Annotated in this window: 17 protein-coding genes; 5 read left to right on the top strand and 12 right to left on the bottom strand. The window is 45.5% G+C overall.

Annotated features, from left to right (window positions below; genetic code table 11):
• Positions 1–899: 899 nt before the first annotated feature.
• On the top strand, positions 900–1,817 hold the full coding sequence (locus KJB35_RS18725; RefSeq protein WP_005376731.1) for a leukocidin family pore-forming toxin: 918 nt from the start codon (positions 900–902) through the stop codon (positions 1,815–1,817).
• Positions 1,818–1,892: 75 nt separating this feature from the next.
• Positions 1,893–2,576 (top strand): hypothetical protein, encoded by a 684-nt coding sequence (locus KJB35_RS18730; protein WP_064354156.1) that lies wholly within the window; start codon positions 1,893–1,895, stop codon positions 2,574–2,576.
• A gap of 65 nt (positions 2,577–2,641) precedes the next feature.
• Here the strand turns inward: KJB35_RS18730 and KJB35_RS18735 are convergent, their stop codons facing one another.
• The 7 genes from KJB35_RS18735 to KJB35_RS18765 all read right to left on the bottom strand — a co-directional run bounded on the left by KJB35_RS18735 (position 2,642) and on the right by KJB35_RS18765 (position 9,737).
• Positions 2,642–3,343, bottom strand: coding sequence for an ABC transporter ATP-binding protein (locus KJB35_RS18735; protein ID WP_141135643.1), 702 nt, complete (start codon positions 3,341–3,343; stop codon positions 2,642–2,644).
• A 22-nt stretch (positions 3,344–3,365) separates the two neighbouring features.
• On the bottom strand, positions 3,366–4,649 hold the full coding sequence (locus KJB35_RS18740) for an ABC transporter permease (RefSeq protein WP_064354158.1): 1,284 nt from the start codon (positions 4,647–4,649) through the stop codon (positions 3,366–3,368).
• A 2-nt stretch (positions 4,650–4,651) separates the two neighbouring features.
• A complete protein-coding gene (locus KJB35_RS18745) occupies positions 4,652–5,866 on the bottom strand; it encodes an ABC transporter permease (protein WP_149192479.1) in 1,215 nt (404 codons plus the stop codon).
• Positions 5,863–7,134, bottom strand: coding sequence for a TolC family protein (locus KJB35_RS18750; protein ID WP_213908146.1), 1,272 nt, complete (start codon positions 7,132–7,134; stop codon positions 5,863–5,865). The genes KJB35_RS18745 and KJB35_RS18750 overlap by 4 nt, the downstream gene beginning before the upstream one ends.
• On the bottom strand, positions 7,127–8,260 hold the full coding sequence (locus KJB35_RS18755; RefSeq protein ID WP_213908147.1) for an efflux RND transporter periplasmic adaptor subunit: 1,134 nt from the start codon (positions 8,258–8,260) through the stop codon (positions 7,127–7,129). The genes KJB35_RS18750 and KJB35_RS18755 overlap by 8 nt, the downstream gene beginning before the upstream one ends.
• Positions 8,261–8,487: 227 nt before the next feature.
• Positions 8,488–8,922 carry a hypothetical protein gene (locus KJB35_RS18760; protein WP_017633884.1) on the bottom strand — a complete coding sequence of 145 codons (435 nt, stop codon included), beginning with the start codon at positions 8,920–8,922 and terminating at the stop codon, positions 8,488–8,490.
• A 2-nt stretch (positions 8,923–8,924) separates the two neighbouring features.
• Positions 8,925–9,737 (bottom strand): TIGR02594 family protein, encoded by an 813-nt coding sequence (locus KJB35_RS18765; RefSeq protein WP_017821644.1) that lies wholly within the window; start codon positions 9,735–9,737, stop codon positions 8,925–8,927.
• Between the two features lie 425 nt (positions 9,738–10,162).
• Between KJB35_RS18765 and KJB35_RS18770 the strand changes: the two genes are divergently transcribed.
• The gene (locus KJB35_RS18770) at positions 10,163–10,384 is read left to right on the top strand and encodes a hypothetical protein (RefSeq protein ID WP_017633882.1); all 222 of its coding nucleotides are present in this window, start codon (positions 10,163–10,165) and stop codon (positions 10,382–10,384) included.
• 49 nt (positions 10,385–10,433) lie between these two features.
• Here KJB35_RS18770 and KJB35_RS18775 read toward each other — a convergent pair whose 3' ends face one another.
• From KJB35_RS18775 to KJB35_RS18795, 5 genes are all read right to left on the bottom strand, one after another.
• A complete protein-coding gene (locus tag KJB35_RS18775) occupies positions 10,434–10,949 on the bottom strand; it encodes a protein disulfide oxidoreductase (protein WP_213908148.1) in 516 nt (171 codons plus the stop codon).
• A complete protein-coding gene (locus KJB35_RS18780; protein WP_213908149.1) occupies positions 10,946–13,057 on the bottom strand; it encodes a protein-disulfide reductase DsbD in 2,112 nt (703 codons plus the stop codon). Before KJB35_RS18780 ends, KJB35_RS18775 begins: the two co-directional genes overlap by 4 nt.
• A 64-nt stretch (positions 13,058–13,121) precedes the next feature.
• On the bottom strand, positions 13,122–13,520 hold the full coding sequence (locus KJB35_RS18785; protein ID WP_005376702.1) for a hypothetical protein: 399 nt from the start codon (positions 13,518–13,520) through the stop codon (positions 13,122–13,124).
• 102 nt (positions 13,521–13,622) lie between these two features.
• A complete protein-coding gene (locus KJB35_RS18790; protein WP_213908150.1) occupies positions 13,623–14,225 on the bottom strand; it encodes a response regulator transcription factor in 603 nt (200 codons plus the stop codon).
• A gap of 25 nt (positions 14,226–14,250) precedes the next feature.
• Positions 14,251–16,083 (bottom strand): sensor histidine kinase, encoded by a 1,833-nt coding sequence (locus KJB35_RS18795; protein WP_213908151.1) that lies wholly within the window; start codon positions 16,081–16,083, stop codon positions 14,251–14,253.
• A gap of 178 nt (positions 16,084–16,261) precedes the next feature.
• On the opposite strand from KJB35_RS18795, the gene dsrO reads away from it, so the two are divergent.
• Positions 16,262–17,029: a sulfate reduction electron transfer complex DsrMKJOP subunit DsrO gene (gene dsrO / locus KJB35_RS18800; protein WP_213908152.1), complete on the top strand. Its 768-nt coding sequence runs from the start codon at positions 16,262–16,264 to the stop codon at positions 17,027–17,029.
• Positions 17,026–18,156 carry an NrfD/PsrC family molybdoenzyme membrane anchor subunit gene (gene nrfD, locus KJB35_RS18805; protein WP_213908153.1) on the top strand — a complete coding sequence of 377 codons (1,131 nt, stop codon included), beginning with the start codon at positions 17,026–17,028 and terminating at the stop codon, positions 18,154–18,156. Before dsrO ends, nrfD begins: the two co-directional genes overlap by 4 nt.
• Positions 18,157–18,165: the final 9 nt, after the last annotated feature.

Raw genomic sequence — 18,165 nt, forward strand, 5'->3', positions numbered from 1 at the left:
GTATTGTTTCACATTGAACATGAAGGAAATTCATAGTGGCAGTTCCAACCCTGAGAGAGCTATCGTAGATACTGTTTTTTATTGACACCAATACACGTAACTTGGCGAGCATATTGCCAATATGTGTAATTAAGAAACGGATAAGAGATTAGCAGTACGTAAACCAGTTTAAGCCGAGAAAACGCATTGTATGAACAAGGCACCAACTGGAATATAGGACAGCGTAACTTAAATAGCACTTTTCACACTCCATCGTTTATTCAAGCATTCGTTTAATTAGAAGTACGTTACATTTTATATTCTCGAAAAATGATTATTTAATAATCTTATTTATTTCTTTTTCTATCTTTACCATCTTAAACGTAAAGTTTAATTTCCTACTATAAAAGCACATATAACTTTATACATGAACATGGCAACTTCATTGACGGACTTTATCACTAAACTATTATATTAAGCTCTAAAAAAATAAGAACAAAAAAACATAAACCACTGTTTTAATTTGAATTAAACCCATAAAACCGAGATAACCACATAACGATACTTTACTTAATTTGGTATAACAAAAACCCTAAAAATAACATGGCTAACATTTATAAAATTCACTTTTATCAATAGAAAATCTCAACACAACATTAGAAAATTAAAATTAAGCAATAACTTAAAAAGACAAGACTTAATAACCAAATTCTTATTTATTATAGTTGAGTGGTGAATTTAAAAACTATGAGACATTAATCCCACGAATCTATCCTTTTTCTTTTTTTAATAAAAAACAAGATGCACTATTTCACCGCTCATTTATTGAGCTTGAATTTATAACCTGTCCATAATTATAAAGTGCCCATCAAGATGGTTTAAAACAAAAGTCTTTATGGGCTGACTAATAGGAAAAAATAATGGAAAAACAGCATCTTTCCGCGAGTATTATCGCACTCGCTTTACTTGGTTCTTTAGCACCAGCACATGCTGAAGATACATTGAAATCTTACACTTCGACATTGCTTCAGCTTGATGATGGTGATGCACGCTCGAAAAAAATCCGCTTAATTTATTCTTTAGAAAATGTCTGGAACCAATCTTTGCTACCAAATGGCGCTAAAGAAGCCAAGTTGATCCTAAATGGCGGTTCTGGCTTCGACATGACTAATGTTCCAAACAAAGAACAAATCTATGGTTTTGCTACTGGGGGAGATTACCGTTACACCGTTCCAACGGCTTTTAAGCTGGCACTGAGCTATTTAAATGGCGCCCCTTTACGCCACATGAGCCATGCTCCAGAAAACACCATTGCAACGGCATCTGTCAGTGAGTCGCTAGATTTTAACCTTGGATTCAGTGCTTCTACTTCTCCAAATATTAGTGGGGGAATCTCCTGGAGCAACCGTGTAACGTACGACCAGCCAGAGTTTCAAACGGTTGCCGATTTTAACCAAGCTAACGAAAGCATTAATTGGTTAATTGAAAACAAGACTATCCGCCATAATACGCCAGCTAAAGACTGGTTATTGTATCGTTGGACCAGTTGTGACATGGGTAATTTGATTGATTACAATGAGTTACCTGTCGTTATGCGTTCAGATTTTAAACCACAAGTCGGCGTCGTATATAGAAAAAATGACATTCAAGATGGCCTAGATACATCAGAGGTCAAGCTGGTTGCTGGTTGGCGAAAAACCAATTACTACTTTGGTCGCGACTGGTGTAGCTGGTATACCACTCCAGAAAATACCTGGAAGAAAAATCGTGATAGCAGTCAATGGACAGAGACTAGCCGAGCCGTAACTATCTCTTGGAATGACGATCTCTACCACTAACTTATTAGCCTGCGGCCACGGAATAAATAAGTGGCCGCTATATTTACTAATGAAATAAACGGTAAGACATGACACATGACAAGTAACAAAAAACTCTTGACTGGATCGGCGCTAGCACTTGGTGCAGTACTCGCCATATTTCTAATTAATTCAAATAACAAGAATGCCCAGACCGAACCTGTTGCAAGCCTTGATGAGCAAATCAAGACAGAAGACGCTGCGACAATAAGTGTAACGCCTCCTGAGAGCGATGCTGCTCAAGAGGTTGTTACCGCTCCAACACCACTAAGTCGCAATGATGATACTTCCGACGTCATTCCAGCTACACCTTGGATATCTGCCCCATTAAATGAACTGAGCAATGAACTGTACGATTTTATTGAAGCTGAACAGGTAAGTTACATCAGTACGACCGACTATCCATTCGACGAGAAAAAGCAAAAACAATTGCGAACATTAGCTAAGCAAGGGGGTCCTATCTTGTTTGACAATACGGAGTCATCCTATTTGGATAGCTACGGTGTCAGCGAAACCAAAGTCGTATCAGAGTATTTTGGTACGGCGTCTGAAGGTGATGTCATCATCGCTACCGGAGTACAGAATGCAGATGGCAGCATTCATTATCTAGTTTTGCCTTTGAAGAGCAAAGATCTCAACGATAACAGTAAATTGATTGAGGACACTAAGCTCGCAATCACTCTACTTAAAGAACAAAAGCATGACTTGATAAAAGAGAGACAAAGCGAACATCGCGAATAAAAGTAAAGGGAGATAGCCTCTGTATCGCTATTTCCCTTAAAACTCAGTTCTCAATTAAGAAAAGCTCATCTCTCCCTACTTACCGGCGCTCTATCCGAAATCACCTTGCCATCTTTGATCGTGATGATGCGTTTGGTGCGTTCTGCGAGGGCGTTATCGTGCGTCACGATGATCAATGTTCTGCCTTCGGCGTGGAGTTGGTTGAACAGAGCTTCGATCTCAGCACCAGATTTTGAATCGAGCGCGCCGGTTGGCTCGTCAGCTAGGATGATTTGAGGGTCGTTGACCAAGGCTCTTGCAATCGCAACTCTCTGCTTTTGACCACCAGAAAGCTGGGTTGGTTTATGGTCTAAACGATCCCCTAGCCCGACTTGCTCTAGCAATTTGGCGGCGCGCTGGCGACGTTCTTTGCCTTTGATGCCAGAGTAAACCAACGGCAGCGCCACGTTATCGAGCGCCGTCGCGTATTCCAATAAGTTAAAGCTTTGGAAGACAAACCCGATCTTTTGGTTACGAATGCCAGCTAGGTCATTCGCACTTAAACTTGCGACGTTTTGGCCGCCAAGTTGGTACTCGCCATCGGTGGGCTTATCTAAACAACCGAGCATGTTCATCAACGTTGATTTGCCTGAACCGGACGGGCCAAGAATCGAAAGAAACTCGCCTTGATTAATGGTTAAGTCAACGCCGTCTAGCGCGCGAACTTCCGCCTCCCCGCTTGAGTAATATTTGCAGATGTTGGTCAGCTCAACAAGCGGCTTCGACATGTTCTCTCCAGAGTTATTGTTGTTATTCACTTTGTAGCGCCTCCAACGGGCTGACTTTTGCGGCTCGGTTTGCAGGTAACCATGCCGAGGCCACACCAATGATCATTAAGGTGAGGATGACAATCGCGACAACGACCCACGACAACTCAGGGACAGGTTTACCCAATTGTTCATAAAAGGCATTGCCCTCTAAAGGAATGGAGCTGATGGCAGACACCAGCGCGTACGTCACGGCTAACCCAAGCGCGCCCCCCATCAACATTGTCAATAAAGACTGCACTAAATAGTGCATGCGAATGGCCGTTGGGGTTGCACCGACTGCCATGCGCACGCCGATATCACGCGTAGATCGCTTTACGGTGGCATACATCACATTGGCGATGCCAACGCCAGCAACAGCTAACGTCACGAAGCCGATAATGCCAAGAAAACTCTGCAAACCTATCAGGAACTGCTGCATACTCTTTTGCTTAAGGAACATATCATCGACTTGGACGATCTGCTCATCGCTGACACTTGCCCCGTGCTTACGGGCAATCACTTGCCTTATCGTCTTTGCTAAGGCTTCTCGGTCTACATTCGCTTGTGGCTGCACATTGATGCCACCAATTTCACCGTTGACATGAAATCGCTTCCACGTCGCTAACGGCACAAAGCTGGAATAGTTGATAAGATCCCCCAGCTCTATTTGAGCGCTGTTTTTCTCCAATACGCCCACAACGGTGAACTCCTCATTGCCGATTTTTACCTTTTTCCCCACAGGGTTGACTTGCAATGTGACTGTCGCAAACCAACTAAAGTCCTCATTCGGGTTGAATAAGTCGGCTGCCAGTTCATAACCCAGTACAACGACTTTGCGCGTCTCTTTTTGATCGAGTGGATTTAACCATCGCCCCCCCGCCATCGGCACCAAATTGGTCATGGATTGAAACTCGCTCGTGACCGCTAACGGCTCTTGCCATGAGTTTCTATCACCAACGGTGATGCGCTCTTTCCACTTCGCAGTTGGCGCAACACTTTTTACATCGGGTAACGCTCGAACGACCTCTGAATCGTCCATTTTTAATGTCAGAAATTTACCTTGGTGAAAAGCACCGTGGTCGACGGTGGCCATCCCTCCGGTCAAATAAATCAAGTTGCCGTTACCATTTTGTGCGGTTTTCAATACGCCCTGACGAATACCCTCACCTACCGCCAACATAGCAGCGATACAGAGGGTCGCCCACGCTACAGCCAGAATGGTCAAACCCAATCTCAGCTTTTCTGCAGCCATTTCTTGGAAAATTTGTCTCATCGGTAACAACATGACTAGGCCCTCGCACTCAAAGCAATGACTGGCGTGAGACGCGATGCTCGCCTTGCTGGGAAATACGATGCCATCAATGCCAAGATAAGCGTCACAAGTAAAGACCAAGCAATGGAATCTGGCGTGATCACAGGCAAACCAATCCATTCCGGTAATGCCATGCTGCTTAAGACAGATACCACGGCATACGAAAACATCAGACCTAATGCCGTGCCCACGGCTACCAAAATAAGCCCCTCAAGAATAAACTGACTGAGTATGGATTTTTGAGTCGCCCCGATCGCCAAACGCACACCGATTTCACGCGTGCGCTCCGTGACAGATAAAAACATGATGTTGGCAACGCCAAGCGCACCGACCGCCATGGTCATCGCGCCACTCGCTCCGAGAAAAATCTGAATGCCACGCAAAATTCCACTGATGACCGCCGCACCTTCACTAAAATCGGGTAATTCGACCGCATCTTTATCACTTGGGTCAAAATGAAGCTGCTTGGCGAAAAAGTTCACGATATTTTGTCGAAATGACGATGCATCCATCCCTTCTCTCGGCTTCATCAATACCATCCAAGGTTTCGCATCCCACAAATCGCGGTACGTTGTTTGAGGAATGAAAACCGTGCGGCTATCGCCGAATGAAATGCCAGTGTCCTCACCAACGGTTATCCCAATCACCAAAAACGGAATGCCGTTGACTTTGAGCCTATCCCCGATTTGGATTCCACCCATTTGCGCAATTTGATCGCCTAACACCGCCACGCGAGTGTGGTTGTCCATATCACTTGGTGACAGGTTTCTCGAACCGGATTGCAGCTTGCGTTGCATTAAAGGAAAGTAAGACGTATCAATACCGCTGACCGTACTCGATAAATTCTGTCCTTTGAGATTGGTGATATTCGCATCCCATTTGGCGTAAACGCTCGACGCCAGTTGCACGAAGCCCGACTGTTTGATCATGTCGACTTTTTCTTGTGGAATATCAATTTGTCGCCTTGAAGGTAATCCTTGCCACGGTTTACTGGTGCTCGATGGAAACACCACTTGCACATTGTTGATCATAAATGAAAACGACTGGGTCTGATGGCGATAAAAGCCTTCGCCAAGTGCGATTAACACCACCACAGAGATCACGCCCCAAGCAATCGCGATAATGGCTAGCACGCTCTTCATGCGGTGCGCCATCAACGTTTGCCAAGTTTGCTGCAATAGGCTGCTCATGAATGAAAAGCCCGAGAGATCAACGCCATGGTATCGTCATCGAGTTTCCCTGCGGTTTGCAGTAAGCCGATTCTCTTACGCCAGTAGCTGTACAAGTTGGTTTGCAGACTGTTTTTCGCCTCAAACAAGCTGTTGTGTGCGCTGATAACTTCCGACACTTCAAGCAGACCAGCGTCGTAAAGTTTCTCTTTGCTTTGCAACACTCTGGCGCGCGACTCAACCAGCTCGTTCGCTATCAAAACTTGATTCCAGTTGATATCGACCTGAGTAAACTGCTGAATAACTCGTTTCTGAATATCAATTTCCACTCTACGCATATCTTGCTTGGCGCTTAAAATGTTCAACGATGCTTCGTCCACTTTCGCTCGCACTGCACCATTGAGGTCAATCGGCAAACTCAAACTAATCCCAGCGTTAAACTCGCCGTTTGAACGATTGTCACCATCGCTGTAGCCCACACTGCCTTTGACGGTTGGGTAGTATCCACCTTTAGCTGAATCTTTCGCGAACTCGCTCGCTTTCACCATCTGCGCCGCCACCAACAGCTCTGGACTGCTGTCTTTAGCCAGCTTTAGCCATTGCTCCTGAGAGTCCACCAGCATCGGCGGCTGAATCAAAGAATCCGTTCGAATTTGGTCGACACTCTCCGGCATTTGATTGATTAACGCCGCAAGCTCTGCTTTTTTCACTTCGAGATCGGCTTTTGCATTGAGGATACTTGCTTGCTCAGAAACTTGATTCGCTCGCATCTCTTCGACATCAACCGACTTCACTTTGCCTGCTCGATAGCGTTTCTCAATGATGTTGAGAAGTTCTTTCCCCTCCTCCAGCTTGGACTGCGCCAATTTGAGGTCGCCCTGTGCGCTTGCCACATCTAGGTAAGCGGTGAGCAACTTTTGCGCAAGCTCGTTATGCGCTTGAGATAACTCTAACTGTACTTTGAGATAATTGGCATTCGCTTGATCCAGTTCCGACCACAAACTACTATCCCAAATAGTTTGAGTTAAGGTAGCGCCGTAACTGTTCGAATGGCTTGAGGACTCATTCCAATCCGCTGACGCACTGGCACTTAAACCCGGCAATAACGCACTGCGGCTGCTCTGTACGCCAACCTCGCCAAGCTGGACGCCGATTTTCGCTTTTTCGTAATTTGGATCGTTCTGCTTTGCTTGTTGCCAAGCTTCTTCAATAGAAATTGCGTAGGTCGGCAAACTGAGCGTGGCAGCCAACAATGCAAAGGCGATTGTTGATCGTTGCAGCTTAACCATGCGCCGCTCCCATCATACTGTTGTCGATAACCTCTTCATCAAGCTCCACGCCGTCAAGCACTTCGACATTGATGCCATCTGACAGACCGAGTTTCACAGGTTGTTTATGAAACCCTTGTTCTGAGCTATCGGGGATCAGAACATTCGGTGCGTCACCATCAAATTGCAGAGCGCGCTCCGGTAGCGTGAGCACGTTTTCAGAAGTCTTCAGAATGATTTGAGCCGTCGATGAAAAACCAGAACGAAGCAACACATCTTGTGGGATCTTGAGTTCTCCCACCTCAACCTCAAAACCGTTATCAAAACTTTTTGCCGAGGTATTGCCCTCTGGTGAGTTGAGGTTCTCAGATTGAATCGCCACTTTGGTTAGCACACCAGAAATCGCCACATCAGGATAAGGCGCAACCGTCAACATAACGGGCATTCCCGGAGACAACTGCGCAGCATCATGCTCACTGACGCTACCTTTAAAAATCAGACTGTTCATGTCGGCCAATGACATCATTTCAGTCGCGGCTTGGCTTGATTGAGTCGAAATGATCGGCTCTCCGACCTCAACTTTCTGGTTGAGTACCGTGCCATCAATTGGCGCGTAGATCGTCGACGTTAAACGCGCATCGCCGATCGACGCCTCACCACTGCGGATGAGTTCGAGATTCTGGCGCTTTTGCAATACGTCCGCTTGCGCAGATTTGACTGCCGAGCGCGCACTTACGTATTCGTCGTAGTTACTTGGAATAATATCCTGCTTGACCAAGCTTTCTAAGTTGGACATTTTTTGTTTGGCGGATTCCAGATCGGCTTCACTACGCATGAGTTCTGCCGATGCATCCGTTAATGCTTGGGGGGTTGGGTTTGGACGCACTTTGATCAGCGGCTGGCCTTGCTTCACCTTTTCACCAACTTTCGCGTAAATTTCACCGACGATACCGTCGATTTGTGACTTGATAGACACGGAGTGTGCAGGGACAATTTTACCAACAGCCACCGCTTGTTTTTCAATCGTGCCTTTTTCCACAATCAATGTAGGCAGTAATTCTGGTTGAGCGGAAGATTGGAGATAGAAATACGTACCACCGCCGAGCAGCGCAATGCTCACAGCGGAGACAAGCCAACGTTTCGTCATTATTTATTCCAACAATTATTGGGTAGTCTAATGACTACTCCTAAAACACAAAGTTGAAGGAATAATATCCTGCTTTAATAGCGGTATGGTTGTCACAGTTGGTATGGTTTTGTCAGTCGCCTCTGACAATCAAAGACTAAAAAATCTCGACGAATCATTCAGCAAAGACGCTGTCTACGATGGCGACTAACATGCTCTGTAACCGCTCGTTTCAACCGCCACCCTTTTCATTCTGAACAATGTGCAAAATGGCGCTGTTCTGTATCCAAGTGAGCAGCTGTTTCTTGAGCGTTTAATATGTTCTCTTGATTAGCCCCAAACTCAGCCCCCGTTCCAGGCCAATAATATGTATCTTTATCACGACATAGTGTGAGAATGACAGGATCATTGTGTATATTGGGCTCATCTCCTAGCTCGCCATACATACTGAAAGTAATCTCAGACCCAACGTCTCCACGAAGTTTCTGAATCACTTCTGCTTGAACTTTAAAGAGAACATCTTCCTCGTGTTCAGCAAACTTTTCAAAACCTGTAATTTTCACCACTGCAGAATAGGGCGTTTGAAATATCGCATCTTTGAGTACCTCATTCTGAGAGTACACTCCCTGTGAAGCACAAGCTGATAAGCTCACACAGCCTAGCAAACTTATAAATTTCTTCATGTTTAACTTTCCGTTCCTGCTAAGGCAGAGCCTTTTGTATATACAGGTAAAGTACCTTTTGTTTCATCGTAGTTACTCGGTACTACGAACTTGTCCCAGACATCAATAGAGTACTTTGCTATATTGACTTGGTTGCTTTGGTTTCCTCCTAACATGTACAAATGCCTACCATCAGGGCTCTTTCCCACGACAAAAGCAACATGCCCACCACCTTTTCTCGATTTAATCCCTAGAGCTCCATGTATAGGTTCTGAGATGTTTTTACCAAAACCCTTCCACTCCTTTGCTCGATAAGCTTCTTTTACTGGAGTGATTCCGTGTTGTTTAAAAACCCAAGCGGCAAACGAACCACACCAAGCATTTTGACCTCCAGAGTCATCAGTGCCCCAGAACTTAGATGCTGTAAAATACTCTAAAATCCTTGGATTGGCCTTAGTGCCTGAAACTTCTTTTTGTCCAATTTCTCCCAACGCTGTTTTCATCCAAGGCACTTTGGTTACTAGTTTTTGAGCATCATGAGGATCATTTTTCACTGAACTATAGGATGGTAATCCATTGAGCTTACGATGAGTTCTACCATTTACATCGATCCGACCATCTGGCTTTACCATATAAAGTAGCTTACGCTGACACACTTTTATTGCCTCTACTGTTTTCGACAAATGAGGACTCCGCCCTAACGAGCCATCAACAACCAACAGTCGGGTAAAACCTATTCTCTTTTGGTTATCATTTAAAAATTGTTGAACTGCTTTAACATCATTTTTCGAATTAGTGCCATTTATACCAACAGAGCCACGGATTTTTAATCCCATTCTCGTTACCTTTATAACTAATCATATAATTAAGAAAGTACGCTTTAGCGTGACAACAATAAAGATAAAATGTTGTTTTATACGATTAGCCATACGAGGGGAATTAGGTGTTGAAAATATAGATTACAAATAAACTCAGCTCATATCACTAAAAACACCTATTTATCACCTTTTGGTCACGCTTCAAAGCAGGACAGCCAAGATGTTTTAAACCATGCGTATTAATAGACGAAAAAATGTTTATAAATGAACACTTAAATTAACATAGTAAAACTATCAATTACTATTTAAAATTTAAATAACACTTCCTTTTTAAAGGCACTCTATAATTAAATTTATCAAACTTTAATTTTTATTAAATTAAGCTTTAATTTATTAATCTGACTATTTAACTAATTTCATTTCAGTTAATTGTACTTTTTGGCATGTTAGCGAGTGATGGCGGCGCCAATAACACCGACCCATTTTCAGAAGGAATAACGGACGATAACCAATGGATTGTGGAAGAACCACACATGATGATTATTACCCTAGACCAAGTGTTGCTCGACTATCTACCCATCGGTTCAAGTTATGATGGCCCATACGTGATGTGGAATGGTATGCCATACGCACACATTATTATTCCCGTTAGAGCGAGAAAATAAAAAGAAAAAATCCGATACTCAATATTTTGAATATCGGATTTTTATAGCGTTATCGAGCTAACCAAACTCTCGCTAGTATTCCTATCGGAGTGGTAACGCCAGTTGTGACGGAGGAAATTTCACCATTTCTTAAAATATAAATGGTTGGAGTCACGCTAATTTTCCATTCACGCATAATATAGCTTGAAGGATCGTTTATGTTTTCAAAACGATATTCTTTTGCCCTCATAAACTGCGCCACACGCTCATTCGGTCCCGACGATCCAGAAACGCCAACTACGGTGTAGTCATCACTCAGCCAACTCACGCTTGGGCTTACAAATTTACAAGCGGGACACCAAGTCGCCCAAAAATAAACAACGACAGGTTGTTCATAACTTTGCGCGATTGCATCGAAGTATTCACCATCGCTCAATACGGAGCTCAATGGTGGTGACTCCTGTTTAGGAATATCTTTAGTGCGATACCAATCCATCGCGATAGAAATCGCGGTGACAATGAGCACCATCTGTACGATTTGAATGAGCCAATATCGGAATGTTCTACGCTGCTTTGTCGAACTCATTGAATAGCTCCCCCACTCGCTTGCTTCACCGCACTTAAAACAACATCATCAGTCAGAATCACAGGTAACGGGATACCTTGTGGCGCTGCCGGGCCATAGACGATGTTAAACGGCACACCGTAACGCCCATGAGCTCGTAAAAAGTCAGTTACCGAGCCGTCCGGATGTGTCCAATCCCCTTTTAACGTCGCTACATTAGGGCTTTGCAGCAATGAGTAGACAGGATCTTGCCAGATCACACCGATCTTGTTCGCTTTACACGTGACACACCAATCCGCAGTGACATCCACAAACACCACTCGCCCATTATTGACGTGATCTTCAATCGCCGAGTTAGAAAGCTCCTGCCACGCTAAGTCCTCAGGAAGCGGTGTCGCCCATTGGTCGGCAGTGACACTACCAAGTAACAGGCCACCAGCTATCAACACTAATGACGCAGTTCCGGATACAGCAAGCGCTTTCTCACCATACACTTTCTTAACTCTTGCCATCATTACAACAAAAGCAACCACAGCGATAAGTGCAATCCATAACATCGGTACATGATTTGCCATTAATGAAAGTAGCCAAATGCTAGTCGCCAGCATCATTATGCCAAACACGATTTTAACGACATTCATCCACGAGCCAGGCTTTGGTAGTTTCAGCGCGATATTTGGAAACACAGCGACTAAGATCCAAGGCAGTGCCATACCCAATGCTAATGCTGTAAAAGTTGCAAATAACGTTAATACGTCGGCACCCAAGGCAAACGCCACGGCCGTTCCTAGAAAAGGCGCGGAGCAAGGCGTCGCAAGCAATGTGGCAAACATACCTTGAACATAGTGACCAACTAGGGAGTTATCACCTTTCGAGGCCAGCCATGTATTGGTACCCGATGATAGACGGATTTCAAACAGCCCCAGCATATTGGCCCCAAACAAAGTGGTGACCAACACCATCAAACCTAAGAACCAAGGGCTTTGAAATTGCACGCCCCAGCCAATGGCATTACCTGTTAGCTTGAGCACCAAAATAAAACCAGCGAGAATCCAGAACGACGTTAATATACCAAGTGACGAGGCAACAAACTGAGCGCGAATTTGACGACGCTCGATACCTTGAGCGGCAACAATACTACTTAGCTTCATCCCCAAAACCGGAAGAACGCAAGGCATGATGTTAAGAATTAAACCGCCGAGCAACGCGAATAGAAAAACACTCGTTAGAGACGTGCTTGGCAGCGGTTCAACTATTGCCTCAGCAGTTGCTTGAGTGGTTTCTTCTGCTAGTAAATTGGTGTCTTTGATGGTCACAAACAGCGACTGACCATCTAACTCCACATCGCCCAGCCAAGTATCAACGATATAGCTCGCGGTGACGATGTTTCCTTCTTGATGCATTCCTTCAAGCTTGAAGCTATAGTCTCGCGTTGCTTCATCGACACCATCCACCAGCACTTGTGGTTGTTGCCAACCCTGACTGTTCTTTAGCTTGATTTGTAGTTTCGATTGGTTCGCATCCCAACTCGCCTGAGTAACATCAATAAACGGCGATGGCTGCGGCACGTTGCTCACTGCTTGAGCGTAACTGAACATCACGCCTTCATCGACTGTTAGATCAGAAGGCAAGAACGTCAATTGAATTTGATAGTCCGTCAGCACACAAATCGTCGTACAAGAAGAAAGTGTCAGTACCGCATCAATCGTGACAGGTTTGGACATGTCTTCGACGTGCAGCGTCATGGGGAACAAAGTGTCGCCTTTATACCCAAGAGTCTCGATACCTAATAGTTCGAATTTTTGTGGGTGCGGCCATTGCCAATCCACTTTGGATAAATTTTGTGAATTTTGCCAATCAATAGATGGTGCTACGCCGCCCTCACCAGGTGAACGCCAGTAAGTTTTCCAGTCCCCAGCCAACTTGACGTCCAGATAACCAGTGATTGTTTTGGCTTGCGGATCTTGTTGACCAGTGAGCACAAAGCGCGTTTGCACTGGAGGATGTTGTGGGTTGGTCAGCCAACCTGTATCAGTAGTTTGAGCTGAAACACTCAGAGAGAGCAAACTCAAAGCAAGCGTCATAAAAAACATGAACGCAAACTGAGTCAGTTTAGTAATTTGATTCATAGTGATTCCTAGTTAAAAGACAAAGGTGCTAAATAACTGACGCTAGTGGTCAGAAAGCACGCTTTTATTCTCGGAACACACAGAAAGTCAGATGGACTCGATACTTACGGCCTATCGGTTCCGTCCAATGTTGCGCACCAATATAGGCACTGCACAACCAAATTGCCGAAGCAAAAAGACCGACAAACAGAACAACAATAAATACATCGAGTTGATGTTGAGAAAACTGAATTAACTTTTCAGACAATTCGCACTTGCTAGTTTCTTTAGTATCAATCGACTTGACGCTCGAACGCTCATCAGCAAGTGAAACCGCGGGCGATTCCGTCTCATATTTCATAGAGCATGACGATGCAAAGCCTGAATTTTGCATCAGACACACAACGACCACCCAGCCAATAATCGCCAGTAGCCATTTTGCCCGCTTATGTGGCGTGTGATGTCGTTTAGTCAACAAACTCATAAGAATTCAGATAAAGTAAGAACGAAGAAGATAATACGCGAGTCGTCATAAAGCTCAAGTTGTATCCTCTAAATAGCCTTAAGAGGCTTCACTCGCTAAGCTTTAATCTAGCCTGCCATAAACATATGCCAACTCTGCGACGGTTTTTGCCGAGAACTTCTTCAATAGATTGGCTCGGTGTACTTCAACCGTTCGCATTGCTATGCAAAGTTCGTCAGCAATACGAATGTTGCGTTTTCCTTCAATGATCAAACGTAAAATGTCTTTTTCTCTAGGTGTGAGCGATTCATAAGCCGATTTAGCTGCTGCCATATCGAGGTTTGTGGTAGACTGCGCCTGTCCCTGCAAAATGGCTCGTGCCAGTTCATCGCCTTTGACTGGTTTTTGGAAGAAATTGACCGCCCCAGCTTGCAATGCATCGACCGCCATCGGAACATCACCATGCCCTGTCAGATAAATAACGGCCAACGGGCTGTTGGCTTGATTTAAAACTTGGTGCACTTGCTGACCACGAAGGTTGGGCATTCGGCTATCAAGGATCACGCATCCGGCCTGATGAATGTTCACTTTATCGAGAAAAGATTGCCCATCAGCAAAAGTCGTCACGTTGAAGTCATGCTCTTCCAGCATAAAAGCGAGCGAGTCACGCACCGCTTCATCATCATCGACTACAAAAACAGGTAGCTGCTTTTCACCGCTGCTCATTGAATGCTCCTATGCCTAGTTCAGATTAGTTTTGATATGGAAACACAAGCTCAACCAAACAACCATGTGGTGCTGTCGAGCTGATGACAAACTCGCCACCATGCATTTCCATCACATCGCGACAAATGGCTAACCCTAGCCCAAGCCCTTCTTCTTTGCTACTCACAAACGCTTGAGTCGGATTCTCTTGCTGCAACCCTGTACCATTGTCTAACACTCGAATAGAGAGTTGACTGATTTGGTAATCGCAATGCAGGGCAATTTTACCTTGATAACCTGATGAGTGATATTTCTCTTGGAACAAAGTACACGCATCAATCGCGTTGCTGATCACATTAACTAAAACCTGTTGTACGCCAACTGCATCGACAAGTAACGGACGAATGTTCCCTTCTGTACTGGCCACAATAGAAATGTTTTGCTTCTGCATCCGAAAATGGAGTAACTCAATCGTGTCATCAATGAGTACTTGAAGATCGCACGACGTTTTGTCGACACTGCGCTTGCGAATCAACGTTCTTAATCGCTGAATAATTGCATCGGCTCTTTCAACTTGGCCCTGTATTTTCTCAAGCACAGGGACAATATCTTCATGAGGGCGCTTTTTGGCCAAGCGAAGTAAACCGCCTTCACTATAGTTGCGAATGGCTGCCAGTGGCTGATTGAGTTCATGAGCAAGACTAGTGCCGATTTCTCCGACAATCGCGACTCTTTGTGAGTGTTCTAACTGTTCGCTTTTCTCTTTTAATCGTAACGATGTCTGCTCCAACGCTTGCTTACTCTTGCTAAATCGATACTCAAGCCAAAAGTGGTACGCGTTCAACACAATAACAAACATGAACAGCGCCCATGCCCATTCTTGATGACTACGCAGCCAGCGCAATGCTTCTTGCCACCAAGGTTGTTGCAACGGATGGAGATCCAACGCCTGATAAAGTTTGTCGATGCTCAGCAAGCTGACGGGGGACGTCCAACCTGACGCGCCTGCCGCAATAACCGCAGGGTGTTCAGGTGGCATCGCTAACAATACTTGCGCAATCTGTTTGGCAATCTGAGCTGAGCCGCGCTCTGTTTTGGCAAATGACCAGTTAGGATAAAGCGGTGTGGAAACAGCGCATAACGAGCGCTCGTTCGGCTGTTGATTTAAAACTCGGTAATTACCCGGTTGTAAAAGCCCTTCACTTAACATCTGTTCCAATAAACAAGCAGGGACGACGGCCGCTTCCACATTGCCATCACGTAATTGATACAGGTTGGCATCAATAGGAAAACCAAGATAGCGGACATCGGAAAAGAAATCGTTTGGATTAAGCCCCATTTTGACTATTTGATAGCGCATCGTGAGATAACCACCAAAGGCTTTTTCTGATACCGCCGCAACGGGACGTCCTGAGACATCTTGCACCGTTTGATAACTTGAATTGGCTCGAACCACAAGCGCCGAACCAATGCCGTAATTCGAGTTTTGTGGTGCTCTGCTGGTTAGCGTTGCCATCCACGACAGCGCGTATTGCCTGCCCAACCGCACTGCTTGACCTGGGTTGGTTAAGATGAAATCCATGGTCTGAAACTTCACCGCTTCGCCCATTTCATCCAAGTTAAGGGGATGAAGGACAAAATGCACATCGGAAATTTGCTGATTGAGCCAATCAATGGTCGGTTGCCATCTCTGCTCAGCATAAAGATGGCCGCGTATCGCTAACACGCCCACTTCGACTTTTTGCTTGGCCTGTGGCTGCTCTGCTTTTTGCTCTTGCATTCCTTGCAGATCTGCTTGTTCAGAAACTGCGCCCTGAGCCAAAGATGCAAAGGCAACTAAGCAAAGAATCCAAAGCTGAAGCCACAGTGCTTTTTTCATGATGAGTCGAATCGTTCCGTCAAGAGAGTACGACAAGAATAACAGCTACCTTCCCTAAACCACATTTGTTTTAGATCAAGTTTGATCTGGGTATGTGGAAATCCACAATATAAGCCTCGCAGTGCATTTCTCACAATGGAATCAGTCAATTCAAATACAACAAAAAAGCAGGTGAGTTATGGATTCCACCAAACGTCGCTTTCTTAGTGCGGTCACAGCCGGAGCCGCATTAATTCCGGTCGCGGGCATTGGCACGGCAACCGCAGGAAACATTATTCGAAATAACCAGTCTGTCGATCGAAAAGGACACGTTGGAAAACGTTACGCCATGGTGATTGATTTGCGTAAATGCGTCGGATGCCAGGCTTGCACCGTGGGTTGCAGCATTGAGAACCAAGCGCCTATCGGCCAGTTCCGAACCACCGTAAAGCAATACGAAGTCACGTTAGATGATGGTTCTACAACCACACGAGAAGCAAAGGCCTTTATGCTACCGCGCCTTTGTAACCACTGCGACAATCCACCTTGCGTGGCAGTGTGTCCGGTGCAAGCAACCTTTCAGCGCGAAGATGGCATTGTCATGGTGGATAACAGTCGCTGCGTAGCGTGTGCGTATTGTGTACAAGCTTGCCCTTACGATGCTCGCTTTATCAATGAAGACACCCTCACCGCAGATAAATGTACCTTCTGTGCTCACCGTCTAGAACAAGGCCTATTACCTGCCTGCGTGGAAACCTGTGTTGGCGGAGCACGTGTAATTGGTGATTTGAATGATCCATCAAGTGAAGTTCGCCGCTTAATTGCGAAGCACCAAGACGATATCAAAGTGCTAAAGCCCAATGAAGAGACCAAGCCGCATGTGTTTTACATCGGCATGGATGAACGCTTCACCAGCCACATCGACGGGCAGCCAGCTATTTACGACCCACAAGGAAAGCGCGCATGAACATCACCGAAGTGTTAGTCCAACCTCAAGCAATGGCTTGGCTCCCGTGGGCGGTGCAGTACTTCTTTTACATCGGTTCTGCTTACGCTGCCGCTATTTTGTTCCTAATCGCACTGTTATTTGAGCAACACACCAGTCATCGGTTACGCGCCGCGCTGGTGCTAACGATGGCCATCGGCGCTATCGTAGGCCCGTTGGCGTTAACTGGCGACCTTCACCAGCCGGGACGAGCTTGGCATTTTTACGCGCACATCACGCCGTGGTCATGGATGTCTCTAGGCTCGCTGTTCCTGCCTGTTTTCTCAGGTTTAGCGGTAGTGACTGCATGGCTGTATCTCCGCGAGGATCTGATCAACTTACGTAATCAGCCAGGGAAAGTACTGCCTCTAATTTCAAAGCTGTCACTGGGTGACTGGGTGCTCTCTCGTAGAGTCATGCTTATGGTATCTGTTATCACGGTGCTATCAGGCATCACCATTGCAGTCTACACAGGCGCTGAAATTGCAGTCGTTAAATCGCGCTCTTTATGGCACCAACCCGCGTCGCCGGTTCTTTGGTTTGTCACTGCATTTATGAGCGCGGTCGGATTTTCTCTGTTGATTTGGCTCTTGCTGCCTAGTCAGTCAAAGACACTGACATCTGGCGATACTAATTTACTTAAAAAATCAGTGGTTACCAGCGGTGTATTAACGCTGATACTGCTACCGATTTGGGCATCCAACAATTCCGCATTTTCGCTCTATTCTAGCGAACAGTGGATGCACAACATTGCCCTGCTCACTTTTGTCGTTTTAGGTTGTGTTTTGCTCGCTTTCATCTTCTTGCGCGATACCCAAAAGTCCGCATCAGCCAGATTTCGTCACGTCATAGGGCTCAGTTTTGTGTCTGCTGCCGCACTGGCAAGTGCATGGCTGATTCGCTGGTTTACCATCATGGAAGTGCAAATCATCGCCAAGTTCGATGCAGGGCTGTATCCATACCAACTCACTATGGATGGAAATGGCTGGATAGGCATTATTGGCATGCTCGGATTATGGCTTGCACTGGCACTGCTCGGTTCGGAGCTGGTTCAGTCAAAACAAGATATCGAAGCAAACGCATCATCACTCACCTTAACTGAACGCTAATCAAAGAGG

Origin of the sequence: Vibrio sp. D431a, assembly GCF_030248655.1 — a bacterium.
Lineage (GTDB): Bacteria > Pseudomonadota > Gammaproteobacteria > Enterobacterales > Vibrionaceae > Vibrio > Vibrio alginolyticus.

Coding starts and splice junctions, on each gene's coding strand:
- KJB35_RS18740 (WP_064354158.1), bottom strand. CDS start 4,649: ATGTTGTTACCGATGAGACAAATTTTCCAAGAAATGGCTGCAGAAAAG.
- KJB35_RS18775 (WP_213908148.1), bottom strand. CDS start 10,949: ATGAGTTCGACAAAGCAGCGTAGAACATTCCGATATTGGCTCATTCAA.
- KJB35_RS18765 (WP_017821644.1), bottom strand. CDS start 9,737: ATGGGATTAAAAATCCGTGGCTCTGTTGGTATAAATGGCACTAATTCG.
- KJB35_RS18780 (WP_213908149.1), bottom strand. CDS start 13,057: ATGAATCAAATTACTAAACTGACTCAGTTTGCGTTCATGTTTTTTATG.
- KJB35_RS18760 (WP_017633884.1), bottom strand. CDS start 8,922: ATGAAGAAATTTATAAGTTTGCTAGGCTGTGTGAGCTTATCAGCTTGT.
- KJB35_RS18755 (WP_213908147.1), bottom strand. CDS start 8,260: ATGACGAAACGTTGGCTTGTCTCCGCTGTGAGCATTGCGCTGCTCGGC.
- KJB35_RS18790 (WP_213908150.1), bottom strand. CDS start 14,225: ATGAGCAGCGGTGAAAAGCAGCTACCTGTTTTTGTAGTCGATGATGAT.
- KJB35_RS18745 (WP_149192479.1), bottom strand. CDS start 5,866: ATGAGCAGCCTATTGCAGCAAACTTGGCAAACGTTGATGGCGCACCGC.
- KJB35_RS18750 (WP_213908146.1), bottom strand. CDS start 7,134: ATGGTTAAGCTGCAACGATCAACAATCGCCTTTGCATTGTTGGCTGCC.
- KJB35_RS18770 (WP_017633882.1), top strand. CDS start 10,163: ATGTTAGCGAGTGATGGCGGCGCCAATAACACCGACCCATTTTCAGAA.
- KJB35_RS18785 (WP_005376702.1), bottom strand. CDS start 13,520: ATGAGTTTGTTGACTAAACGACATCACACGCCACATAAGCGGGCAAAA.
- KJB35_RS18730 (WP_064354156.1), top strand. CDS start 1,893: ATGACAAGTAACAAAAAACTCTTGACTGGATCGGCGCTAGCACTTGGT.
- KJB35_RS18795 (WP_213908151.1), bottom strand. CDS start 16,083: ATGAAAAAAGCACTGTGGCTTCAGCTTTGGATTCTTTGCTTAGTTGCC.
- KJB35_RS18735 (WP_141135643.1), bottom strand. CDS start 3,343: ATGTCGAAGCCGCTTGTTGAGCTGACCAACATCTGCAAATATTACTCA.
- dsrO (WP_213908152.1), top strand. CDS start 16,262: ATGGATTCCACCAAACGTCGCTTTCTTAGTGCGGTCACAGCCGGAGCC.
- nrfD (WP_213908153.1), top strand. CDS start 17,026: ATGAACATCACCGAAGTGTTAGTCCAACCTCAAGCAATGGCTTGGCTC.
- KJB35_RS18725 (WP_005376731.1), top strand. CDS start 900: ATGGAAAAACAGCATCTTTCCGCGAGTATTATCGCACTCGCTTTACTT.